The 17368-nt window shown below is 65.3% G+C and carries 13 protein-coding genes; 4 read left to right on the top strand and 9 right to left on the bottom strand.

Annotated features, from left to right (window positions below):
• Positions 1 to 75: 75 nt before the first annotated feature.
• The gene (locus tag QW863_RS31480) at positions 76 to 777 is read right to left on the bottom strand and encodes a response regulator transcription factor (RefSeq protein WP_006611449.1); all 702 of its coding nucleotides are present in this window, start codon (positions 775 to 777) and stop codon (positions 76 to 78) included.
• Positions 778 to 994: 217 nt separating this feature from the next.
• On the opposite strand from QW863_RS31480, the gene QW863_RS31475 reads away from it, so the two are divergent.
• Together QW863_RS31475 and QW863_RS31470 are read left to right on the top strand one after the other, a co-directional pair.
• Positions 995 to 1720, top strand: a complete 726-nt coding sequence (locus tag QW863_RS31475; protein ID WP_315715324.1) for a HugZ family protein — start codon at positions 995 to 997, stop codon at positions 1718 to 1720.
• Positions 1721 to 2400: 680 nt separating this feature from the next.
• Positions 2401 to 4014, top strand: a complete 1614-nt coding sequence (locus QW863_RS31470; protein ID WP_315715325.1) for a phosphoenolpyruvate carboxykinase — start codon at positions 2401 to 2403, stop codon at positions 4012 to 4014.
• 254 nt (positions 4015 to 4268) lie between these two features.
• Here QW863_RS31470 and QW863_RS31465 read toward each other — a convergent pair whose 3' ends face one another.
• The 3 genes from QW863_RS31465 to QW863_RS31455 all read right to left on the bottom strand — a co-directional run bounded on the left by QW863_RS31465 (position 4269) and on the right by QW863_RS31455 (position 8167).
• Positions 4269 to 5087, bottom strand: coding sequence for a thioesterase family protein (locus QW863_RS31465; protein WP_315715326.1), 819 nt, complete (start codon positions 5085 to 5087; stop codon positions 4269 to 4271).
• A 105-nt stretch (positions 5088 to 5192) separates the two neighbouring features.
• Entirely contained in the window at positions 5193 to 7700 is a 2508-nt protein-coding gene (locus tag QW863_RS31460; RefSeq protein ID WP_315715327.1) for a glycogen/starch/alpha-glucan phosphorylase, read from the bottom strand.
• Between the two features lie 218 nt (positions 7701 to 7918).
• On the bottom strand, positions 7919 to 8167 hold the full coding sequence (locus tag QW863_RS31455; protein ID WP_315715328.1) for a hypothetical protein: 249 nt from the start codon (positions 8165 to 8167) through the stop codon (positions 7919 to 7921).
• A gap of 139 nt (positions 8168 to 8306) precedes the next feature.
• On the opposite strand from QW863_RS31455, the gene QW863_RS31450 reads away from it, so the two are divergent.
• A complete protein-coding gene (locus QW863_RS31450) occupies positions 8307 to 8738 on the top strand; it encodes a hypothetical protein (protein ID WP_315715329.1) in 432 nt (143 codons plus the stop codon).
• A 95-nt stretch (positions 8739 to 8833) separates the two neighbouring features.
• Here QW863_RS31450 and QW863_RS31445 read toward each other — a convergent pair whose 3' ends face one another.
• Both QW863_RS31445 and pyrE read right to left on the bottom strand, forming a co-directional pair.
• Positions 8834 to 9655: a DUF2865 domain-containing protein gene (locus tag QW863_RS31445; RefSeq protein WP_315715330.1), complete on the bottom strand. Its 822-nt coding sequence runs from the start codon at positions 9653 to 9655 to the stop codon at positions 8834 to 8836.
• A gap of 188 nt (positions 9656 to 9843) precedes the next feature.
• The gene (gene pyrE / locus QW863_RS31440; RefSeq protein WP_315715331.1) at positions 9844 to 10401 is read right to left on the bottom strand and encodes an orotate phosphoribosyltransferase; all 558 of its coding nucleotides are present in this window, start codon (positions 10399 to 10401) and stop codon (positions 9844 to 9846) included.
• Positions 10402 to 10569: 168 nt separating this feature from the next.
• Here pyrE and QW863_RS31435 point away from each other — a divergent pair, with 168 nt between their 5' ends.
• Positions 10570 to 11196: a glutathione S-transferase family protein gene (locus QW863_RS31435; protein ID WP_315715332.1), complete on the top strand. Its 627-nt coding sequence runs from the start codon at positions 10570 to 10572 to the stop codon at positions 11194 to 11196.
• 129 nt (positions 11197 to 11325) lie between these two features.
• Here the strand turns inward: QW863_RS31435 and QW863_RS31430 are convergent, their stop codons facing one another.
• The 3 genes from QW863_RS31430 to polA form a co-directional block, all read right to left on the bottom strand.
• Positions 11326 to 11961 carry a LysE family translocator gene (locus tag QW863_RS31430; RefSeq protein ID WP_315715333.1) on the bottom strand — a complete coding sequence of 212 codons (636 nt, stop codon included), beginning with the start codon at positions 11959 to 11961 and terminating at the stop codon, positions 11326 to 11328.
• Between the two features lie 84 nt (positions 11962 to 12045).
• Positions 12046 to 13245, bottom strand: coding sequence for a glycosyltransferase family 87 protein (locus QW863_RS31425; protein ID WP_315715334.1), 1200 nt, complete (start codon positions 13243 to 13245; stop codon positions 12046 to 12048).
• A 1004-nt stretch (positions 13246 to 14249) separates the two neighbouring features.
• The gene (polA, locus tag QW863_RS31420; protein ID WP_315769671.1) at positions 14250 to 17318 is read right to left on the bottom strand and encodes a DNA polymerase I; all 3069 of its coding nucleotides are present in this window, start codon (positions 17316 to 17318) and stop codon (positions 14250 to 14252) included.
• Between the last annotated feature and the right edge of the window lie 50 nt (positions 17319 to 17368).

Raw genomic sequence — 17368 nt, 5'->3', positions numbered from 1 at the left:
CGAGACCGCGACGTCAGCGCGCAATTTCGCATGACGTCGCGCAAGGCAATGCTTCAGGTCCCTTGCCGCAGGGCTTCAGGTTTCCTTGAAGCGATATCCGACGCCGTAGAGGGTCTCGATCATCTCGAACTCCTCGTCGACCATCTTGAACTTCTTGCGCAGCCGCTTGATGTGGCTGTCGATGGTGCGGTCGTCGACATAGACTTGGTCGTCATAGGCCGCGTCCATCAGCGCATTGCGGCTCTTGACCACGCCCGGACGCTGCGCCAGCGCCTGCAGGATCAGGAACTCGGTGACGGTCAGCGTGACCGGCTCGTTCTTCCAGGTGCAGGTGTGACGCTCCGGATCCATGCGCAGCAGGCCGCGATCGAGCGCCTTGGCGTCGTTCTCCTTCGGCAGAGCCGTCGGATCCTTCGGCTGCGAGCGGCGCAGCACGGCCTTGACGCGCTCCACCAGCAGGCGCTGCGAGAACGGTTTGCGGATGAAGTCGTCCGCGCCCATCTTCAGGCCGAACAGCTCGTCGATCTCCTCGTCCTTGGAGGTGAGGAAGATCACCGGCAGGTCGGACTTCTGGCGCAGCCGCCGCAGCGTCTCCATGCCGTCCATGCGCGGCATCTTGATGTCGAGGATGGCGAGATCAGGCTGGCTGGTCCGAAAACCGTCGAGCGCCGACGCACCATCGGTATAGGTCATGATCCGATAACCCTCGGCCTCGAGCGCGATGGAGACGGATGTCAGAATGTTGCGGTCGTCATCGACCAAGGCGATTGTGGGCATGAGCCTGCTTTCAGAGTCTGGTTACGCCGAGACTTCGAGAATCAAGATAAGGGCCGCGTATTTGGGCTTCGAACATGGTCAACGAGCAATGCAAGCTGGGCTGAAGTGTGACCGAGTTCCACAAATACCATGGCAAAGTCTTGTGCCGCGCCCAGGTTTGTGGCCCGTTTAGCCGAAAAAAGGCCTTCATTGCAACTGGATGGACGAGGGAAAGACGATGTCTGCGAGCTTTAACCCTAACCGCGTGACGCAATCCCTGCTGCGCCGAAGCCGGCAGGGCGCACTTGCGACCTTGATGGTTGGGACGGGCGATCCCTACTGCTCCCTCGTCAACGTCGCCACCGCGTCCGATGGTGCTCCGATCATCCTGATCTCGCGATTAGCTGTACACACCAGGAATGTACTAGCCGATTCGCGCGTATCGCTGATGCTCGACGAACGGGCGCCGGGCGATCCGCTCGAGGGAACTCGCATCATGCTGTCGGGCAAGGCCGAGCAGGCCACCGACGACAATCGCGAGATGCTGCGCCGTCGGTATCTCAATGCGCATCCGTCCGCTGCGGACTATGCGGATTTCGCCGACTTCTCGTTCTTCGTGATTCGTCCGTCAGGCGCGCATCTCGTCGCCGGGTTCGGCCGCATCGTCGATCTCAAGCCCGAGCAGTTTCTCACGGATATCTCCGATGCTGACGAACTGATTCTAGCAGAGCAGGGCGCCGTCGATCACATGAACGAAGATCACCGCGAGGCGCTCGCCCTCTACGCGACGAAGCTGCTCGGCGCCGAAGCCGCGGAGTGGCGGTGTAGCGGCTGTGACCCGGAGGGATTGGATCTGATGGCCGACGGCAAGACGCTACGGCTCGAGTTTCCCGAGCACGTAACCACGCCCGGGGCGTTGCGCAAGATGCTTGTGCGGCTTGCTGACGAGGCACGCGCGAAGTGAGGTGTAGTTCGAGCCCGCTTTGATGGCTGTGCTCATCCTCGCGTGACGAAAGACGACGAAGTTCACGCATGAACGCAGTTGCGGTGAAGCTCGATGTGCACGCTCCCAGTCCAGCAGAAGGTGAGCGCCGCGCAAACCCATGGCGTGGGCGCGAGTGAGCTCATTGACGTCGCGGCCGGGAGAATCGGATTAAGTGATCCCGCAAGCGCGAGGCAATCGTGAACGGAAGCTGGCTGATCGGGTGTAGCGGCGACACGGCTGATCACCGACGCATTCCGTCGGCTCGGGCGGCGTCCCTTGATCGGTTGCAGCGATGCGCTGCGACGGGCGTTGGCCGGATGCTCGGTCTTCGCCTTGGTCTTCGCTTGCCCGCGCGAATTCGTCGATTTGAGCGTCGTTCGTCGTTCTCGTGAAACCCAACCGCGCTGATATATCTGTTGCGTTGCAGCAACTCCGCGGGGCGCAGGCGGCTGCTGCTGGAATGTGCATGGCGCGGCAAAACATGAGCTACGTACATCACGGTTTGCCAATAACCAATTGGGCCGGATCGTCTTGGCAAGACCAGCGTTGATCAGTATTAGGTCGGCGACCGCGCTTCGATAAGGCGATGTAACGGCAACGGTCACCGCGCAACGCGCGCGACTGCGCGCAACAGATGCGGGCTCTCAGGAGGGATCTTCGTGCAAGAGACGGGTATTCGCAACGGCGCCTTTGGTGCCGACAAGTTCGGCTTAAAGAACCTCAAGCAGGTGCACTGGAATCTCGGCGCTCCCCAGCTCTATCAGTATTCGCTGGCGGCGGGCGAGGCGGTGCTGTCGGCCGACGGGGCGCTGTGCGCGGATACTGGCGAGTTCACCGGCCGCAGCCCGAAGGACAAGTTCACGGTGCGCGACGCCTCCACCGAAAAGATGTGGTGGGCGGGCAACCAGGCGATCACGCCCGAGCAGTTCGAGGCGCTGCATCAGGACTTCATCAAGCACGCCGAAGGCAAGACCCTGTTCGCGCAGGATCTCTATGGCGGCGCCGATCCGAGCTTCCGCATCAAGACGCGCGTCTTCACCGAACTCGCGTGGCATTCGCTGTTCATCCGCACGCTTCTGATCCGCCCCGAGAAGATCGAGCTCGACACCTTCGTGCCGGAGCTCACGATCATCGACATGCCGAGCTTCCGTGCCGACCCGAAACGCCACGGCGTGCGCTCGCAGAACGTCGTCGCGATCGATTTCGCCCGCAAGATCGTCCTGATCGGCGGGTCCTATTATGCCGGCGAGATGAAGAAGAGCGTGTTCACGACGCTCAACTACTACCTGCCCGAGCGCGGCGTGATGCCGATGCACTGCTCGGCCAATGTCGGGCCGAACGGCGACACCGCTGTCTTCTTCGGCCTGTCCGGCACCGGCAAGACGACGCTGTCGGCCGATCCGAACCGCACCTTGATCGGCGATGACGAGCATGGCTGGGGACCGTCCGGCGTGTTCAACTTCGAGGGCGGCTGCTACGCCAAGTGCATCAAGCTGTCGCAGGAAGCCGAGCCGCAGATCTATGCGGCGTCGACCCGGTTTGGTGCGGTGCTCGAGAACGTCGTGCTCGATGAGGATACGCGCGTTCCCGATTTCGACGACGGCTCCAAGACGGAGAACACCCGCTCGGCCTATCCGCTCGACTACATCCCGAACGCCTCGCGCACCGGCCGCGCGCCGCATCCGAAGAACGTCGTGATGCTCGCCGCCGACGCCTTCGGCGTGCTGCCGCCGATCGCAAAGCTCTCGCCGGCGCAGGCGATGTACCACTTCCTGTCCGGCTACACCGCCAAGGTCGCGGGCACCGAGCGCGGCTTGGGCTCCGAGCCGCAGCCGGAATTCTCGACCTGCTTCGGCTCGCCGTTCCTGCCGCTCGATCCGTCCGTCTACGGCAACATGCTGCGGCAGCTGATCGCCGAGCACAATGTCGACTGCTGGCTGGTCAACACCGGCTGGACCGGCGGCAAGTATGGCACGGGCTCGCGCATGCCGATCAAGGTGACGCGCGCGCTGCTGACGGCGGCGCTCGACGGCAGCTTGCGCAACGTCGAGTTCCGCACCGACAAATATTTCGGTTTCGCGGTGCCGACCGCGCTGCCGGGCGTGCCGACCGAGATCCTCGACCCGGTCAACACCTGGAAGGACAAGGCCGAGTTCGACAAGACTGCGCGCGCGCTGGTCGGCATGTTCCAGAAGAATTTTGCCAAGTTCGAAGCCCAGGTCGATGCTGAGGTCCGTAACGCCGCGCCGGATCTGAAGCTGGCGGCGGAGTAGGGCTGCAAACGTCAAGGGGGCGGTCGCGTTGCGGCTGACCCCACATTTTCCCGCTCCGCCCCGTTCAATGCACGAGAGGCGCGAGCTCAAGCCATACCCACAGCTGTCGTCCCGGCGAACGCCGGGACCCATAACCACAGGACGGAGTGGTTGAGGCGTGCGGGTCGCCCCAGCCTTCCAAAACTGGCGACGGTGGCTATGGGTCCCGGCTCAAGGCCGGGACGACGCCGTTTTCTTGGCTTGCGTCCCGGCCCTCACGCCTTGAAATACGCAATCTGCGTCGTCGTCGCGAGCAGCCGGCCGGACGGCGACCACAGCTCGCCATGCTGGTCCTGATAGCTGCGGTTGAAAATCTTGGCGTCGGCGGTCGCGAGCACGTGCGTGATGTCCTCGGCCGCGAGCTCGTCCCGGCTGACGTGGAAATAGGTCGTCAGCGACACCGTGCCGAACGGCACCAGCTGGCCGCGGGCGTGGAAGACGCGGCCGAAGAAGGCGTCCGACATCGATAGCACCGACAGGCAGTCGAGCTTGCGCGGCTTGCGGTCGGAGATCCACAGCCGGGAATAGCTGCTGTGCGGCTCCCCCGACGACGATGCACCAAACGTTGGACGGCCCTCGATGAAGCGGAAATCGTACTGCTTGGTCCAGGACATGTTCGTGTCGGGATGTCGCTTGACCTGATCGAACGGCGGCGCCTCGGGCTTTGTGGCCGGCTGATGCGACCAGGACGGCCGGCGCTCGGCGAACACGGCGGTGGCGAGCGTCGCCGCGTCAGAGTCGCCCTGGCTCAGCTCGACGCACCAATGCTGCGAGGAGCGGTTGGCTTTCACCAACCGCACGTCGAGATCGAACGGCCCTTCCGCGATCGGCGCGCAATAGTTCACCGTCATCGCCAGCGGATCGCCCTGAATTTGCGGATGCTGGATCAACGCGCGCAGCACGGTCGCCGCCGTGACGCCGCCAAACGGGCCGACGAACGCCCAGTAATCCGGGCTGGTACTTCCCTGCCAGCGGCTGTCGCCGGCGGTGACGCCGGTGGCCTCGTCGAACAGGTGAGCTGGCGGTTCGGTCATGCATTCCTCCCGACGGTCATCGTATGATGGCCGTCAGGTGAAACGCAATGGAAGGCCTCTGCAATGACGTCATGGGTCATTGCTGAAGGTGAGGGGAAGGGCCCGTCACGCCCGCTGCGCTTGCACCGGCGCCATCGCCAGCCCGACCGGCACGTTCCAGATGTCGTCGGCATATTCGCGGATGGTGCGGTCGGAGGAGAACCAGGCCATGCGCGCGACGTTGAGGATCGAGGCGCGGGTCCAGGCCGGCACGGTCTGCCAGCGTGCATCGATGCCGCGCTGGGCCTCGTAGTAGGAATCGAAATCGGCCGAAACCATGTAGTGGTCGAGATGGCGCAGCGCATGGGCGATCGGCTCGAACCGGCCGGGTTCGTCCGGCGAGAACGCGCCGGACGCGATCGCATCGATCGCGCGCGCCAGCCGCGGTGACCGGTGGATCACGTCGGACGCGTCCAGTCCCTGCTTGCGGCGGAGCATGACCTCGTCGGCCTCCATGCCGAAGATCGCGATGTTGTCGGCGCCGACATTGTCGCGGATCTCGATATTGGCGCCGTCCAGCGTGCCGATGGTAAGCGCGCCGTTCAGCGCCAGCTTCATGTTGCCGGTGCCGGACGCCTCCATGCCGGCGGTCGAGATCTGCTCGGACAGGTCGGCGGCGGGAATGATCGTTTCCGCCAGGCTGACATTGTAGTCGGCCATGAACACGACCTTCAGCTTGCCGCCGATCGCGGGATCGTTATTGACGACCTCCGCGACGTCGTTGATCAGCTTGATGATCAGCTTGGCATAGCGGTAGCTCGCCGCCGCCTTGCCGGCGAAGATTTTCACCCGCGGCACCCAGTCGCGTTGCGGGTCGTCCTTCATGTCCAGATACAGCGCCACCGCTTCGAGGATGTTCAGGAGCTGGCGCTTGTATTCGTGAATGCGCTTGATCTGCACGTCGAACAGCGCGCCCGGATCAAGGCGCACGTTCATGCGCTCGCCGATCAGACGCGCCAGCAGAACCTTGTTGTGGTGCTTCACCGCGCGGAACTTCTGGTGGAAGCCGGCGTCGGCGACGTAGCTCTCGAGGCTCGAGAGCAAGGTCGGATCGTCGACGACGGCGTCGCCGCAGGCCTCGCGCAAGAGGTTCGTCAGCTTGGGATTGGCCAGCATCAGCCAGCGGCGGAAAGTGATGCCGTTGGTCTTGTTGGTGATGCGGCCGGGATAGAGATGATTGAGATCGTGGAACACGGTCTCCTTCATCAGGTCGGAATGCATCGCCGAGACGCCGTTGATGCGGTGCGAGCCGACGAAGGCGAGCTGGCCCATGCGCACGCGGCGGCCGCTCTTCTCGTCGATCAGGGACACCGAGGCGCGGTAGTCGATGTCACCCGGTGCGCGCTGCTCGGCGAGCGCGAGATGCTGCGCATTGATGCGATAGATGATCTCGAGATGGCGCGGCAGCAGCCGCTCGAACAGCTCGACCGGCCAGGTCTCGAGCGCTTCGGGCAGCAGCGTGTGGTTGGTATAGGACAAGGTCGCGATGGTGATCTTCCACGCCTCGTCCCAGCGGAAATTGTGCAGGTCGACCAGGATCCGCATCAACTCGGCCACGGCGAGCGAGGGGTGCGTGTCGTTGAGCTGCACCGCGGCCTTCTGCGCCAGGCTGCGCAACTGGCCGTCGGAGCCGAGATGGCGCTTGACGAGATCTTGCAGCGAAGCCGAGACGAAGAAATATTCCTGGCGCAGCCGCAGCTCGCGTCCCGCCGGGCTCTCGTCGTTCGGATACAGAAACTTGCAGATCGCCTCGGCGCGCGCTTCTTCTGCCGAGGCGCCGAGATAGTCGCCGGAGTTGAACACGTCGAGCTTCAGCGGATCGGGCGAGCGCGCCGACCATAGCCTGAGCGCATTCACGTGCTGGCCGCGCCAGCCGACGATCGGCGTGTCATAGGCCACCGCCTGCACGGTCTCGCCGGGATGCCAGATCGCGCGGGCCCGGCCCTTGTCGTCGATGTGCTCGACGCCGCCGCCGAAATGAACGTGATAGACCACCTCGGGGCGCTGGAACTCCCAGGGATTGCCGAACGACAGCCAGACGTCGGGATATTCGTGCTGCCAGCCGTCGACGATGACCTGGCGGAACAGGCCGAAATCATAGCGGATGCCGTAGCCGATCGCAGGGATCTGCAAGGTCGACATGCTCTCCATGAAGCACGCCGCGAGCCGTCCGAGGCCGCCATTGCCGAGCGCGGCATCGGGCTCGCATTTGCGCAGGTCCATCAGGCCGACGCCCAGATCGCCGAGCGCGGTCTCGAACACCTTCATCAGGCCCATGTTGTTGAGCGCGTCGGTGAACAGACGGCCGATCAGGAATTCGAGGCTGAGATAATAGACCCGCTTGCGCCCGGCGTCGTAGCTCTCCTTGTCCGCGGTCAGCCAGCGATGCACGATGCGGTCGCGCAAGGTCAGCGCCGCGGCGTGGTACCAGTCCTGCTGCGTCGCCTGGCTCGCCTCCTTGCCGATGGCGAGGCGAAGCTTGGCCAGGATGTCGCTCTTGATCTCCGCGACCGCCAATTCGTCGACGGGCTGGCCGGTGCTTACGAAGCTGCGCTGGGACGGCTGATCTGTCACCTTGGAAACCTGTGATGCTACGAGGAACCGGTAAAAGCATACGATGGTTGCGCGCGGTCCGAAACCCGGGGAAAGGCTGGTCCGCACAGCAAGGTGATGGAAAATGATGCAAAAACGGGGCCGGAGTTCCGGGGGCGGAACGCGCTAGGATGGTGCAGGTGCGTCGTGGAGTTGAGGGCTCTCCCCATCGTCATCCCGGCGAAAGCCGGGATCCAGACTCACCTTGTGAGGCGAGCGACGAACATCTGCTCGATCCGACGGCGCCAATCCGGCTCGTATTCCGCGTTCATGCCTTCGGCCCGCAGCACGGCCGCGGCGAACGCCTGCGGAGAGGGCGGTTGGCCGTCCAGCATCAGGTCGTCCGCGGTGAGGCGGCTGCAAAAGCCCCAGTCCACACATAGGTCGCGCAGCAGCCAGTCGAGACGCTTGCGCAGGGCTGCATCGGTTTCGGTGTTGGAATTCTCCATGAGAGCGGCGCGCCTCCTTTGAGAAGGGATGGACAATCGGCTAGGAACAAATTAAGAACAATTTAGCAAGCGATCGTTTATCCTCTCAGCGATTCGATCCGCCAGCCCCCCGGCATCAGTGCATCCCGCGAGGACACCCATGTCCAATATCGCCTTCGATCCCCTGGCCCTGACCCGCATTGCCGACTTCGCGCGCAGCCTGACGCGGCTGCACAAGGCCGCGCGGCGGCGGGCCGTCGACGACGACCAGATCGACCGCGCCTTCAACGCCGTCTGCATGTCGGTCTGGGGCTACACCACCGACGACATTTCCGACGATCTGTTCTCGGCCACCGACCACACCTTCCTCGATGGCCTCGACGAGGCGCGGGCGCGCATCTTCGCCGCCGAGCAGGGCTACGACCTGGTCGACGACGAGGGCATGCTGACCGATTGGTGGGGCTTCTGCTGGATGATCCTGGCCGAGAAACGCGGCCTGCTGACGCCGGACAACCGCGCCGCCGCGCGGGCGGCGATCGAGGAGAAATATCTGGAAGCGCCGAACGTCATCGGCGTGATCGTCGCGCGCTAGGTCAGCATTCCGTCATTGCGAGCGCTGCGAAGCAATCCAGGGTGGTGTGCGGGACTCTGGATTGCTTCGCTGCGCTCGCAATGACGAGTCCGGGCTCAATCCACATCCGCGCGCTTGGCGCGGCCGGTGGCCGGCTTCGGCGCGATCGTCAGCGGCGGCGCGACGCTGACATTGCTGGCGCTGGCCTCCGGCGGCGGCATCGCGGCGAGCGCATCGGCCGCCAGCATCTCGGCGCGCACCGGTGCGACCTTCATCTCGCTCAGCTTGGCCCGCATGTCCGAGTTCAGCCCGGGATAGGAGGCGACCGGCTTGAAATCGGCCGGCTGGCCGCCGCTGCCGCGCGTGCCCGAATAGGCGACGAGGCCGTCGCTGGTGGCGACGACGTCGCCGGGGCGCAGCGAGGTGTCGAGCGACAGGTCGACCGGCGCCAGCCCGGCCGGATCGCGGCCGTTGCAGGTGCAGTCGGCGCGCAGCGCCTGGCGATAGGCGAACGCGTTCTCGCTGTCGGCATAGCGCTCGCCGTTCGCCGCCGTGGCGTAGTCGATGTTGGAGCCGAAATAGATCCTGGTCGGGCTGGCCGGGCAGAACGCCTGGCACATCTGGGCCGGCGAGGCGAGGCCCCGCGTCAGCGGAAAATAGCGGCCGTCGCAGGTGCGCACGCAGAACGCTGCGCCCGATCCGCCGCTCGCGGCGCGCGGCTGGGCGGAGGCCTGCGGGTTGGTGCCGAACGGATCGGCGAAGAAGCCGCCTTGCGCCGGCCGCTGCGATTGCGGCTTGTTGAAGCCGCCGAACAGGAAGTCGAACAGGCCCTGGGCCGACGCCATTCGCGGCGCCAGCGCGCCGGCCGCGACGAGGCCGACCGTCGCCGCGACAGCGACGTGGCGGGACCTCCGCCGAAACGACAACACGCTACGCAACGCCCGCTCCATCGCCAGGATCTTCACCGCAAAGCCACGCCGTGACGCGGCAACCCGCGTCGCTCGATCATGTGCGATCGAACGCGCCTTGCCCAAGGCATGGCGTCATCAGCTTTGCGGTAACCTTAACGGGCGTTGGTAAATGAGCGGTATGCGCGGGCGGCGAATTGCGCCGCGCGCCAGGCACCTCAGAGGAATTCGTGCGCCTTGTAGAGCGCCTGGAACGGCAGACCGGCCTGGGCGAAGGTCTCGGCGGCGCCTTCCTCGCGGTCGACCATCGTGAACACCAGCGCCACCTCGGCGCCGGCCTCGCGCAGGGTTTCCACCGCCTTCATCGCCGAGCCGCCGGTGGTGGTGACGTCCTCGACCACGACGATGCGTTTTCCCGCCAGGGTCTCGTCCCGGGTCAGGCCCTCGATCGCGAGCCTGGCGCCGTGCTCCTTCGGCTTCTTGCGCACGAAGAAGGCCGCGATCGGATGGCCCTTGATCCAGGAGATCTGGGCGATCGCGCCGGCGAGCGGCACCGCGCCCATCTCCAGGCCGCCGATATAATCGAAGCCTGCGTCCTTCAGCGCCTCATAGGTGAGCTCGGCGAGCAAGGTGGCGCCCTCCGGGTCCATCATGGTTGGCTTCAGGTTGAAATAGAAATCGCTCTTGCGGCCGGAGGCCAGCGTGACCTCGCCACGGCCGAACGAGCGCCTGCGGATGATCTCGAGGAGGCGGGCGCGGGAGGCGGATTTGGACACGGCGTTTCCCCTGAGGGTGGATTCTTGAGTGGCGCAATCTATCGGGGGCGGGCGGCGGAGACCAGCCGCCACGATGTCCCATCAACAACGGTACGTTTGAAGCCGGATGCAGTTTCGAGCTAATGGGAGCCCGCGACCAAGCAAGGACGGTTGGGAAGGATGCCCCGCATGACGATCGAGCTGTACACCTGGAACACCCCAAACGGGCGCAAAATCTCGGTCGCGCTGGAGGAGATGGGGCTGCCCTACCGCGTCGTTCCGGTCGACATCACCAAGGGCGCCCAGATGGCGCCGGAATTCCTGGCGATCAGCCCCAACAACAAGATCCCGGCGATCGTCGATCCCGACGGCCCCGACGGCAAGCCGGTCAGCGTGTTCGAATCCGGCGCCATCCTGCTCTACCTGGCTGAGAAGACCGGCCAGTTCCTGCCGAAATCCCTCGCCGAGCGGATCCCGGTCTATGAATGGCTGATGTGGCAGATGGGCGGTTTCGGCCCGATGCCCGGCCAGGTGCACCATTTCATCGCGCTGACCAACGAACAGGACCGCGCCTACGGGCTCAAGCGCTACATGGCCGAGACGGTCCGGCTCTATGGCGTGCTCGACCGCCGGCTGGCGCAGCACGAGTTCGTCGCAGGCGCTCTCTCGATCGCCGACTTCGCCATCGTCGGCTGGGCCTGGCGCCACCCGCGCCACAAGGTGGATCTCGCCGACTTCCCGAACGTCAAGCGCTGGTACGATACCCTGATGGCCCGCCCCGCCGTGAAGCGCGGCATGGAGGCGAAGCTGGACTGAGAAGCTCATCGGCCGTTCCTTGCCGACGATGACTTCCGAGATCTTTCCGCACGCGCGGTGCCCCCTCTCCCGCTCTCGTCCGCCTTTGCCGAGAGGCTTCGGCGGACAAGGTGGGGGGGCCGATGGAAATCACCCCCGCCGCGCCTCCAGCGCCATGCGCACCGCAAGTCCCGCGAGCACCGTGCCCATCAGATAGCGCTGCACGAGCGCCCAGCTCGGCCGTGTCGCCAGGAACAGCGCGATCGATCCCGCCGCCATGGCGATCATGGCGTTGACGCTGACGCTGATCACGATCTGGATCGCGCCGAGCACCACCGACTGCGTCAGCACGCTGCCGACAGCGGGATCGATGAACTGCGGCAGCAGCGCCAGATACAGCATCGCGATCTTCGGGTTCAGCAGATTGGTGGCGAGCCCCATCAGGAACAGCCGGCGTGGGCTGTCGATGGCGAGCGTCCTCACCTGGAAGGGCGAGCGTCCACCCGGCTTCACCGCCTGCCACGCCAGATAGAGCAGGTAGGCAGCGCCGGCGAGGCGCAGCGCGTCATAGGCGAACGGCACGGCAAACAGCAGCGCCGTGATGCCGAACGCCGCGGCCAGCATGTAGACCAGAAAGCCGACAGCAACGCCGCCGAGCGAGACCAGGCCCGCGACGTGACCCTGCGTGATCGCGCGCGAGATCAGATAGATCATGTTCGGCCCTGGTGTCAGCACCATGCCGAGCGAGACGAGGGCGAAGGCGAGCAGGGATGATGTGTGCGGCATCACTGGTTCGATGATCGGGATCTCTGCCGCTGCTTTAGCGCGGACGATCACGCATCGTCATCCGGTCAATTGCACCGAGAGCAATCAGCCCGCCGCCGGCGGCGCGACGTCCAGCGCAGGCAGCGGTCTGCCGGAGCGGTCGAACACACCGGCGATGCTCAACGCCAGCAGGACCAGCAGAATGGCCGCCGCGAACGGCACGGAGTGCCCGATCATGGCGAGCAGGCAGGCTCCCAGCGCGATCACGAGGCCGATCTCCAGCGGCGCGATCGGCTCGCCGGCGTCGCTCCGCGCCTTCCAGTGGATCGCAATCCCCGCCGCCACCATCGGCATGTCGTAGATCATCGCATAGGGCGTGGCGATGATGCTGCCGACCGCGACCAGCGCGATCGCCTGCTGCGTTGAGCCGCGTCGCCAGGCATCCCAGACCATCACGACGATGGAGCAGGACAACAGGAGCTGAACCAGGTAGCCGATCGGCGGCAGCGCGCCGAGCGCGTGCAAGCCAGCGATGACCGTCGGCATCATGTGATCGAGGCTGACCTGGTTGGCCTGCAATTGCGCCTGATAGCTCGGAAACTTCACGATCCATTCGAGCCAGATCCACGGATCGAGCGCAGCGCTGGTGACGATCGCGACGATCACGGTCGTGGCGATGGCCGAGAGGATGGCGCGCCAGTTGCGTGACGCCAGCAGCACGACCGGCATCAGCAGCACGAATTGTGGCTTGTAGGCGAGCAGGCCGAGCAGCGTGCCGGCAACGATCGGGTGGCACGCGAGCAGGCGCAATCCGCCGATCAGCAAGGCCGCCGACAGGAAACCGTTCTGGCCGGTGATCGCGTTGATGAGCGTGGTTGGCGCCGCGAGCAGCGCCAGAGAGGTTAACGAGCGCCAATCGCGCCCCAGCGTCGCCAGGCCATAAAGCGCGAAGGTGACCGAGATCCAGCAGACATAGGCTACCGGCAGCGCCAGCATGCCCAGGGGTATCAGCACCAGCAGGAAGGTCGGCGGATAGGGATAGGGAAAGCCGCCGCCGCCCAACGTCGGATCCAGCATCTGCTGATAGCGCGCGAGCGCAACCGGATCGTAGATGCCGGCGCCGGACAGCGCGGCAAATCTGCCGAACGACCATAGCCCGAAGAAGTCGCCAAACGCCGGCTGCGGCGACGACAGCGCCCAGCCGACGAGATAGGCGCCGTTGTAGAGCGCCATCGCGACCAGCAGGATCAGCACCGCGCGCCGGTCGCGCGTCTTGGGGTGAGCTGCGGATGAGGTCGCGGTCATGGAGCTCTTCGTTCTGCGCCCTCGGCGCAGTCGTGGCATGGGGATGATCGGAGCTGTCAGCGATCGCTCGCGTGCGGTGCCTCTCCAACCTTGCCAGGGTGCGCTGCACGTCGTGTTACCGTCCGTCCATCCGGCCAGGCGCGATCTCATCGTGCCTAACGAGGGGTAAAATCGCCGCGTTCCGAGTGACCGTGAACAGGGGACGGCGTCATCGCTCCGCATCGGGCAACGCGCTCGTCAAGATTTATATTGCTATTTTTCCGAAATCGTGCTCTATTCAGCGCATCCCGTCCTCATGCAGAGGGGCGTACGCGTCGTCACGATACGTTGAGGCGGGGAGCGGTGGCCGCGGGCCTGTCAGGTGCTGATGCGCTGGACGATTGGCAGCTCGCGGACGTTCAAGCCGTGTGGTCCTGGCGCCCCGAAGCTGGCGCCAAGCCTGCGTGACATCACGTGTCGCGCTGGTGACGGGGGCAAACAAGCCGGTCCCCGGGGAGAGCGCGGAGCAGACGTTAAGCCCATCGCGCAGGGAGGGCCGGGTCTGTCCGGCTGAACCTGTGGTACCTGCCGCCTGCATTCTTTTGAGCAGGCGGGCCACGGGCCTCAGCCGAGGCCCGGCCTTCCCTGCGCCCTCTGCAAAATTCAGAGGGCGAACGACATGCATCCCTCGAGCAAATCATGCTGCGAGAAGGCTGAGGCATGTCTACGGCTCGCGTTGCAGCCAATGATCATCGTATCGGGGAGCATCAAACGGATGCGTATGAGGGCTGCGTTGCGAGGCACGCTGCCCACCCTCCCCTGGAGGGGGAGGGTGGCCTCTCATGAGCGCAGCGAATGGGAGGTGGGGTGGGGTGATCTCTCCACAGGCGCCGGCGCCCGCGGCTCACCCCACCCCGCTCGCCCGCTTTGCGTGCGATCGACCCTCCCCCTCCAGGGGAGGGTGGCATCTCGCTCGTGGACGGATTTCGGCGCTTGCGATGACGAAGAAGATCACCGCGATCAGCTCAATGCGCCTCGTCCCAATTGTCGGCGGCCCGCGCGTCGACATGCAGCGGCACCGACAGCAGCACCGCCGGGAAGGGGGCGTCCTGCATGACGTGCTGCACCACCGGCAAGGTCGCGGCGACCTCGTCGTCCGGCACCTCGAAGATCAGTTCGTCATGCACCTGCAGCAGCATCTGAGCCGACAGCTTCTTTTGTGCCAGGGCCTCCTCAACGCGGGTCATGGCGCGCCGGATGATGTCGGCCGCGGTGCCCTGCAGCCGCGCGTTGATCGCGGCGCGCTCGTTGAAGGCGCGCACCGAGGCGTTGGAGGCCTTGATCTCGGGGTAATGGCACTTGCGGCCGAACAACGTGGTGACATAGCCGTGCTTGCGGCAGAATTCCCTGGTCGCGTCCATGTAGTCGCGAATGCCGGGGAAGCGCTCGAAATAGCGCTTGATGTAGGCCGAGGCCTCCTCGCGGGCGATGCCGAGCTGGTTGGCGAGGCCGAAGGCGGAGATGCCGTAGATGATGCCGAAATTGATCGCCTTGGCGCGGCGGCGGACCTCGCTCGGCATGTCCTTGATCGGCACGCCGAACATCTCGGATGCCGTCATCGCATGAATGTCGAGGCCGTCCTTGAACGCCTGCTTCAGCACGGGGATGTCGGCGATCTCCGCGAGCAGCCGCAACTCGATCTGCGAGTAGTCGGCCGACACCAGCTTATGGCCCGGCGTCGCGATGAAGGCGCGGCGGATCTTGCGGCCATCTTCGGTCCGCACCGGGATGTTCTGCAGATTCGGCTCGTTCGACGACAGCCGGCCGGTGGTGGTCGCCGCCAGCGCGTAAGTGGTGTGCACGCGATGCGTCTGCGGGTTGACATAGGTCGGCAGCGCATCGGTATAGGTCGATTTCAGCTTCGAGACCTGGCGCCATTCCAGGATCTTGCGCGCGAAATCGTTGCCCTGCTCGGCGAGATCATCGAGGATGGAGGCAGAGGTCGACCAGGCGCCGGTCTTGGTCTTGGTGCCGCCCGACAGGCCCATCTTGCCGAACAGGATGTCGCCGATCTGCTTGGGGCTGCCGACATTGATCGGCTCGCCGGCCAGCTCCTGCAACTCGGCCTCGACGCGCGCCGCGGTCTGGGCGAAGTCGCCGGACAGGCGCGACAGCACCTGGCGGTCGATCGAGATGCCGCGCCGCTCCATGCGCGCCAGCACCGACACCAGCGGCCGCTCCAGGGTCTCGTAGACCGCGGTCATGCGCTCCGCCGTGAGGCGCGGCTTCAGCACGCGCCAGACCCGATGGATGACATCGGCGGCTTCGGCGGAATGCGCGGTCGCGCGATCGATGGCGACCTGCTCGAAGGTCAGCTTGTTCCGGCCGCTCCCGATCAGCTCACCTTCACTGATCATGGCGTGTCCGAGCACGTGCTCGGACAGCGAGTCGAGCTTCTGCGATCCACGTCCGGCATCCAGTGCGTAGCTCATCAGCTGCACGTCGTCGGTGTTGGTCAGGGTGATGCCGGCCTGCGCCAGCATCACGGCCGTGAACTTGATGTTGAAGCCGATCTTGAGCAGGCCGGCCGATTCCAGGATGGGGGTCAGGGCAGCGAGCGCCTCGCTGTCCCTGATCTGGCCAGGTGCGAGCCCGGCATCGAACAGGCCGCCGCCATCGCCGGCCTGGCGATGCGCCAGCGGGATGTAGCAGGCGTCGTTCGGCGCCAGCGCCAACGCGATGCCGCACAGGCTGGCCTGCATCGGATCGATCGAGCTGGCCTTGACGTCGATGGTGACCCGACCGAAGTCATGGACGCGGGCGAGCCACGCATTCAGCTCCGGTACGGTGCGCACGGTCTGATATTTATCGCGATCGATCCGCGCGCTCTTGGCCGCCTCGGCCCTGGACTCGGCGAGGCTGGCGGGGGTGCCTTTGCTCATCGCCGACTTGTCGGTGCGCGGGTCACCGCCTCTAGAGCTCCCTCCCCCCTTGGCTGGGGAAGGGGGGGCTGCGGCGGCACCGTTCGTGGGGCGCCCCCCTCCCTGACCCTCCCCCACAAGGGGGGAGGAAACAGAGGCAGCAGTGCCCGCACCACTCTTCAACTGTTCATCCGCCGACACGTCGGCCGGATCGATGTGCGAATACTCGGCGACGCGGCGCGTCAGCGTGGTGAACTCCATCGCCTTGAGGAAGGCGATCAGCTTGCGCGGATCGGGCTCGTGCACCGCGAGGTCGTCGAGTGGCACATCGAGCACGACCTTGTCGTCGAGCAGCACCAACTGGCGCGAGATCCGCGCCTTCTCGGCGTTCTCGATCAGCGCCTCGCGCCGCTTCGGCTGCTTGATCTCGCCCGCGCGCGTCAGCAGGCCTTCGAGATCGCCATAGTCGGTGATCAACTGCGCGGCGGTCTTGATGCCGATGCCGGGCACGCCCGGCACGTTGTCGGTGGAATCGCCGGCCAGCGCCTGCACCTCGACGACCTTCTCCGGCGGCACGCCGAACTTCTCGATCACCTCGGCGACCCCGATGCGTCGGTCCTTCATCGTGTCGTACATCGTGACGCAGTCGTTGACGAGCTGCATCAAATCCTTGTCGGAGGACACGATGGTGGTGGTGGCGCCGCGCTCGCAGGCAAGCCGCGCATAAGTCGCGATCAGGTCGTCCGCCTCGAAGCCCGACTGCTCCAGGCACGGCAGGTCGAAGGCGCGGACGGCCTCGCGGATCAGCGCGAATTGCGGGATCAGGTCGTCGGGCGCCGGCGGCCGGTGCGCCTTGTAGTCGGCGTAGATCTTGTTGCGGAACGTGACCTCGGACTTGTCGAACACGATGGCCAGATGCGTCGGTCGGTCGGTCTCGGGCATGTCGCGCAGCAGCTTCCACAGCATGTTGCAGAAGCCGAGCACGGCATTGACCTGCAGCCCGTCGGACTTGCGGTTGAGCGGCGGCAGCGCGTGATAGGCGCGGAAGATGTAGGACGAGCCGTCGACCAGGAACACATGGTCGCCGTTGGCCGCGCCCTTCGCCAAATTCTTGGCGGCGGTAGGCACAGGGGCGGCGGGCGTGGCGGCGGCTTTCTGGGGAGCTTTGGGCATGGCCGCAATGTAGGGATTTTCGCTCGCATTGACAGCCGTGACGACGCCAT

The sequence above is a fragment of the Bradyrhizobium sp. SZCCHNR1017 genome, assembly GCF_032381375.1.
Classification (GTDB): Bacteria; Pseudomonadota; Alphaproteobacteria; order Rhizobiales; family Xanthobacteraceae; genus Bradyrhizobium.
This window is presented reverse-complemented; position numbering and strand designations above follow the sequence as displayed.

Coding starts and splice junctions, on each gene's coding strand:
- QW863_RS31480 (WP_006611449.1), bottom strand. CDS start 777: ATGCCCACAATCGCCTTGGTCGATGACGACCGCAACATTCTGACATCC.
- QW863_RS31455 (WP_315715328.1), bottom strand. CDS start 8,167: ATGGAGAATTCCAACACCGAAACCGATGCAGCCCTGCGCAAGCGTCTC.
- QW863_RS31430 (WP_315715333.1), bottom strand. CDS start 11,961: ATGCCGCACACATCATCCCTGCTCGCCTTCGCCCTCGTCTCGCTCGGC.
- QW863_RS31450 (WP_315715329.1), top strand. CDS start 8,307: ATGTCCAATATCGCCTTCGATCCCCTGGCCCTGACCCGCATTGCCGAC.
- QW863_RS31465 (WP_315715326.1), bottom strand. CDS start 5,087: ATGACCGAACCGCCAGCTCACCTGTTCGACGAGGCCACCGGCGTCACC.
- QW863_RS31475 (WP_315715324.1), top strand. CDS start 995: ATGTCTGCGAGCTTTAACCCTAACCGCGTGACGCAATCCCTGCTGCGC.
- QW863_RS31435 (WP_315715332.1), top strand. CDS start 10,570: ATGACGATCGAGCTGTACACCTGGAACACCCCAAACGGGCGCAAAATC.
- polA (WP_315769671.1), bottom strand. CDS start 17,318: ATGCCCAAAGCTCCCCAGAAAGCCGCCGCCACGCCCGCCGCCCCTGTG.
- QW863_RS31425 (WP_315715334.1), bottom strand. CDS start 13,245: ATGACCGCGACCTCATCCGCAGCTCACCCCAAGACGCGCGACCGGCGC.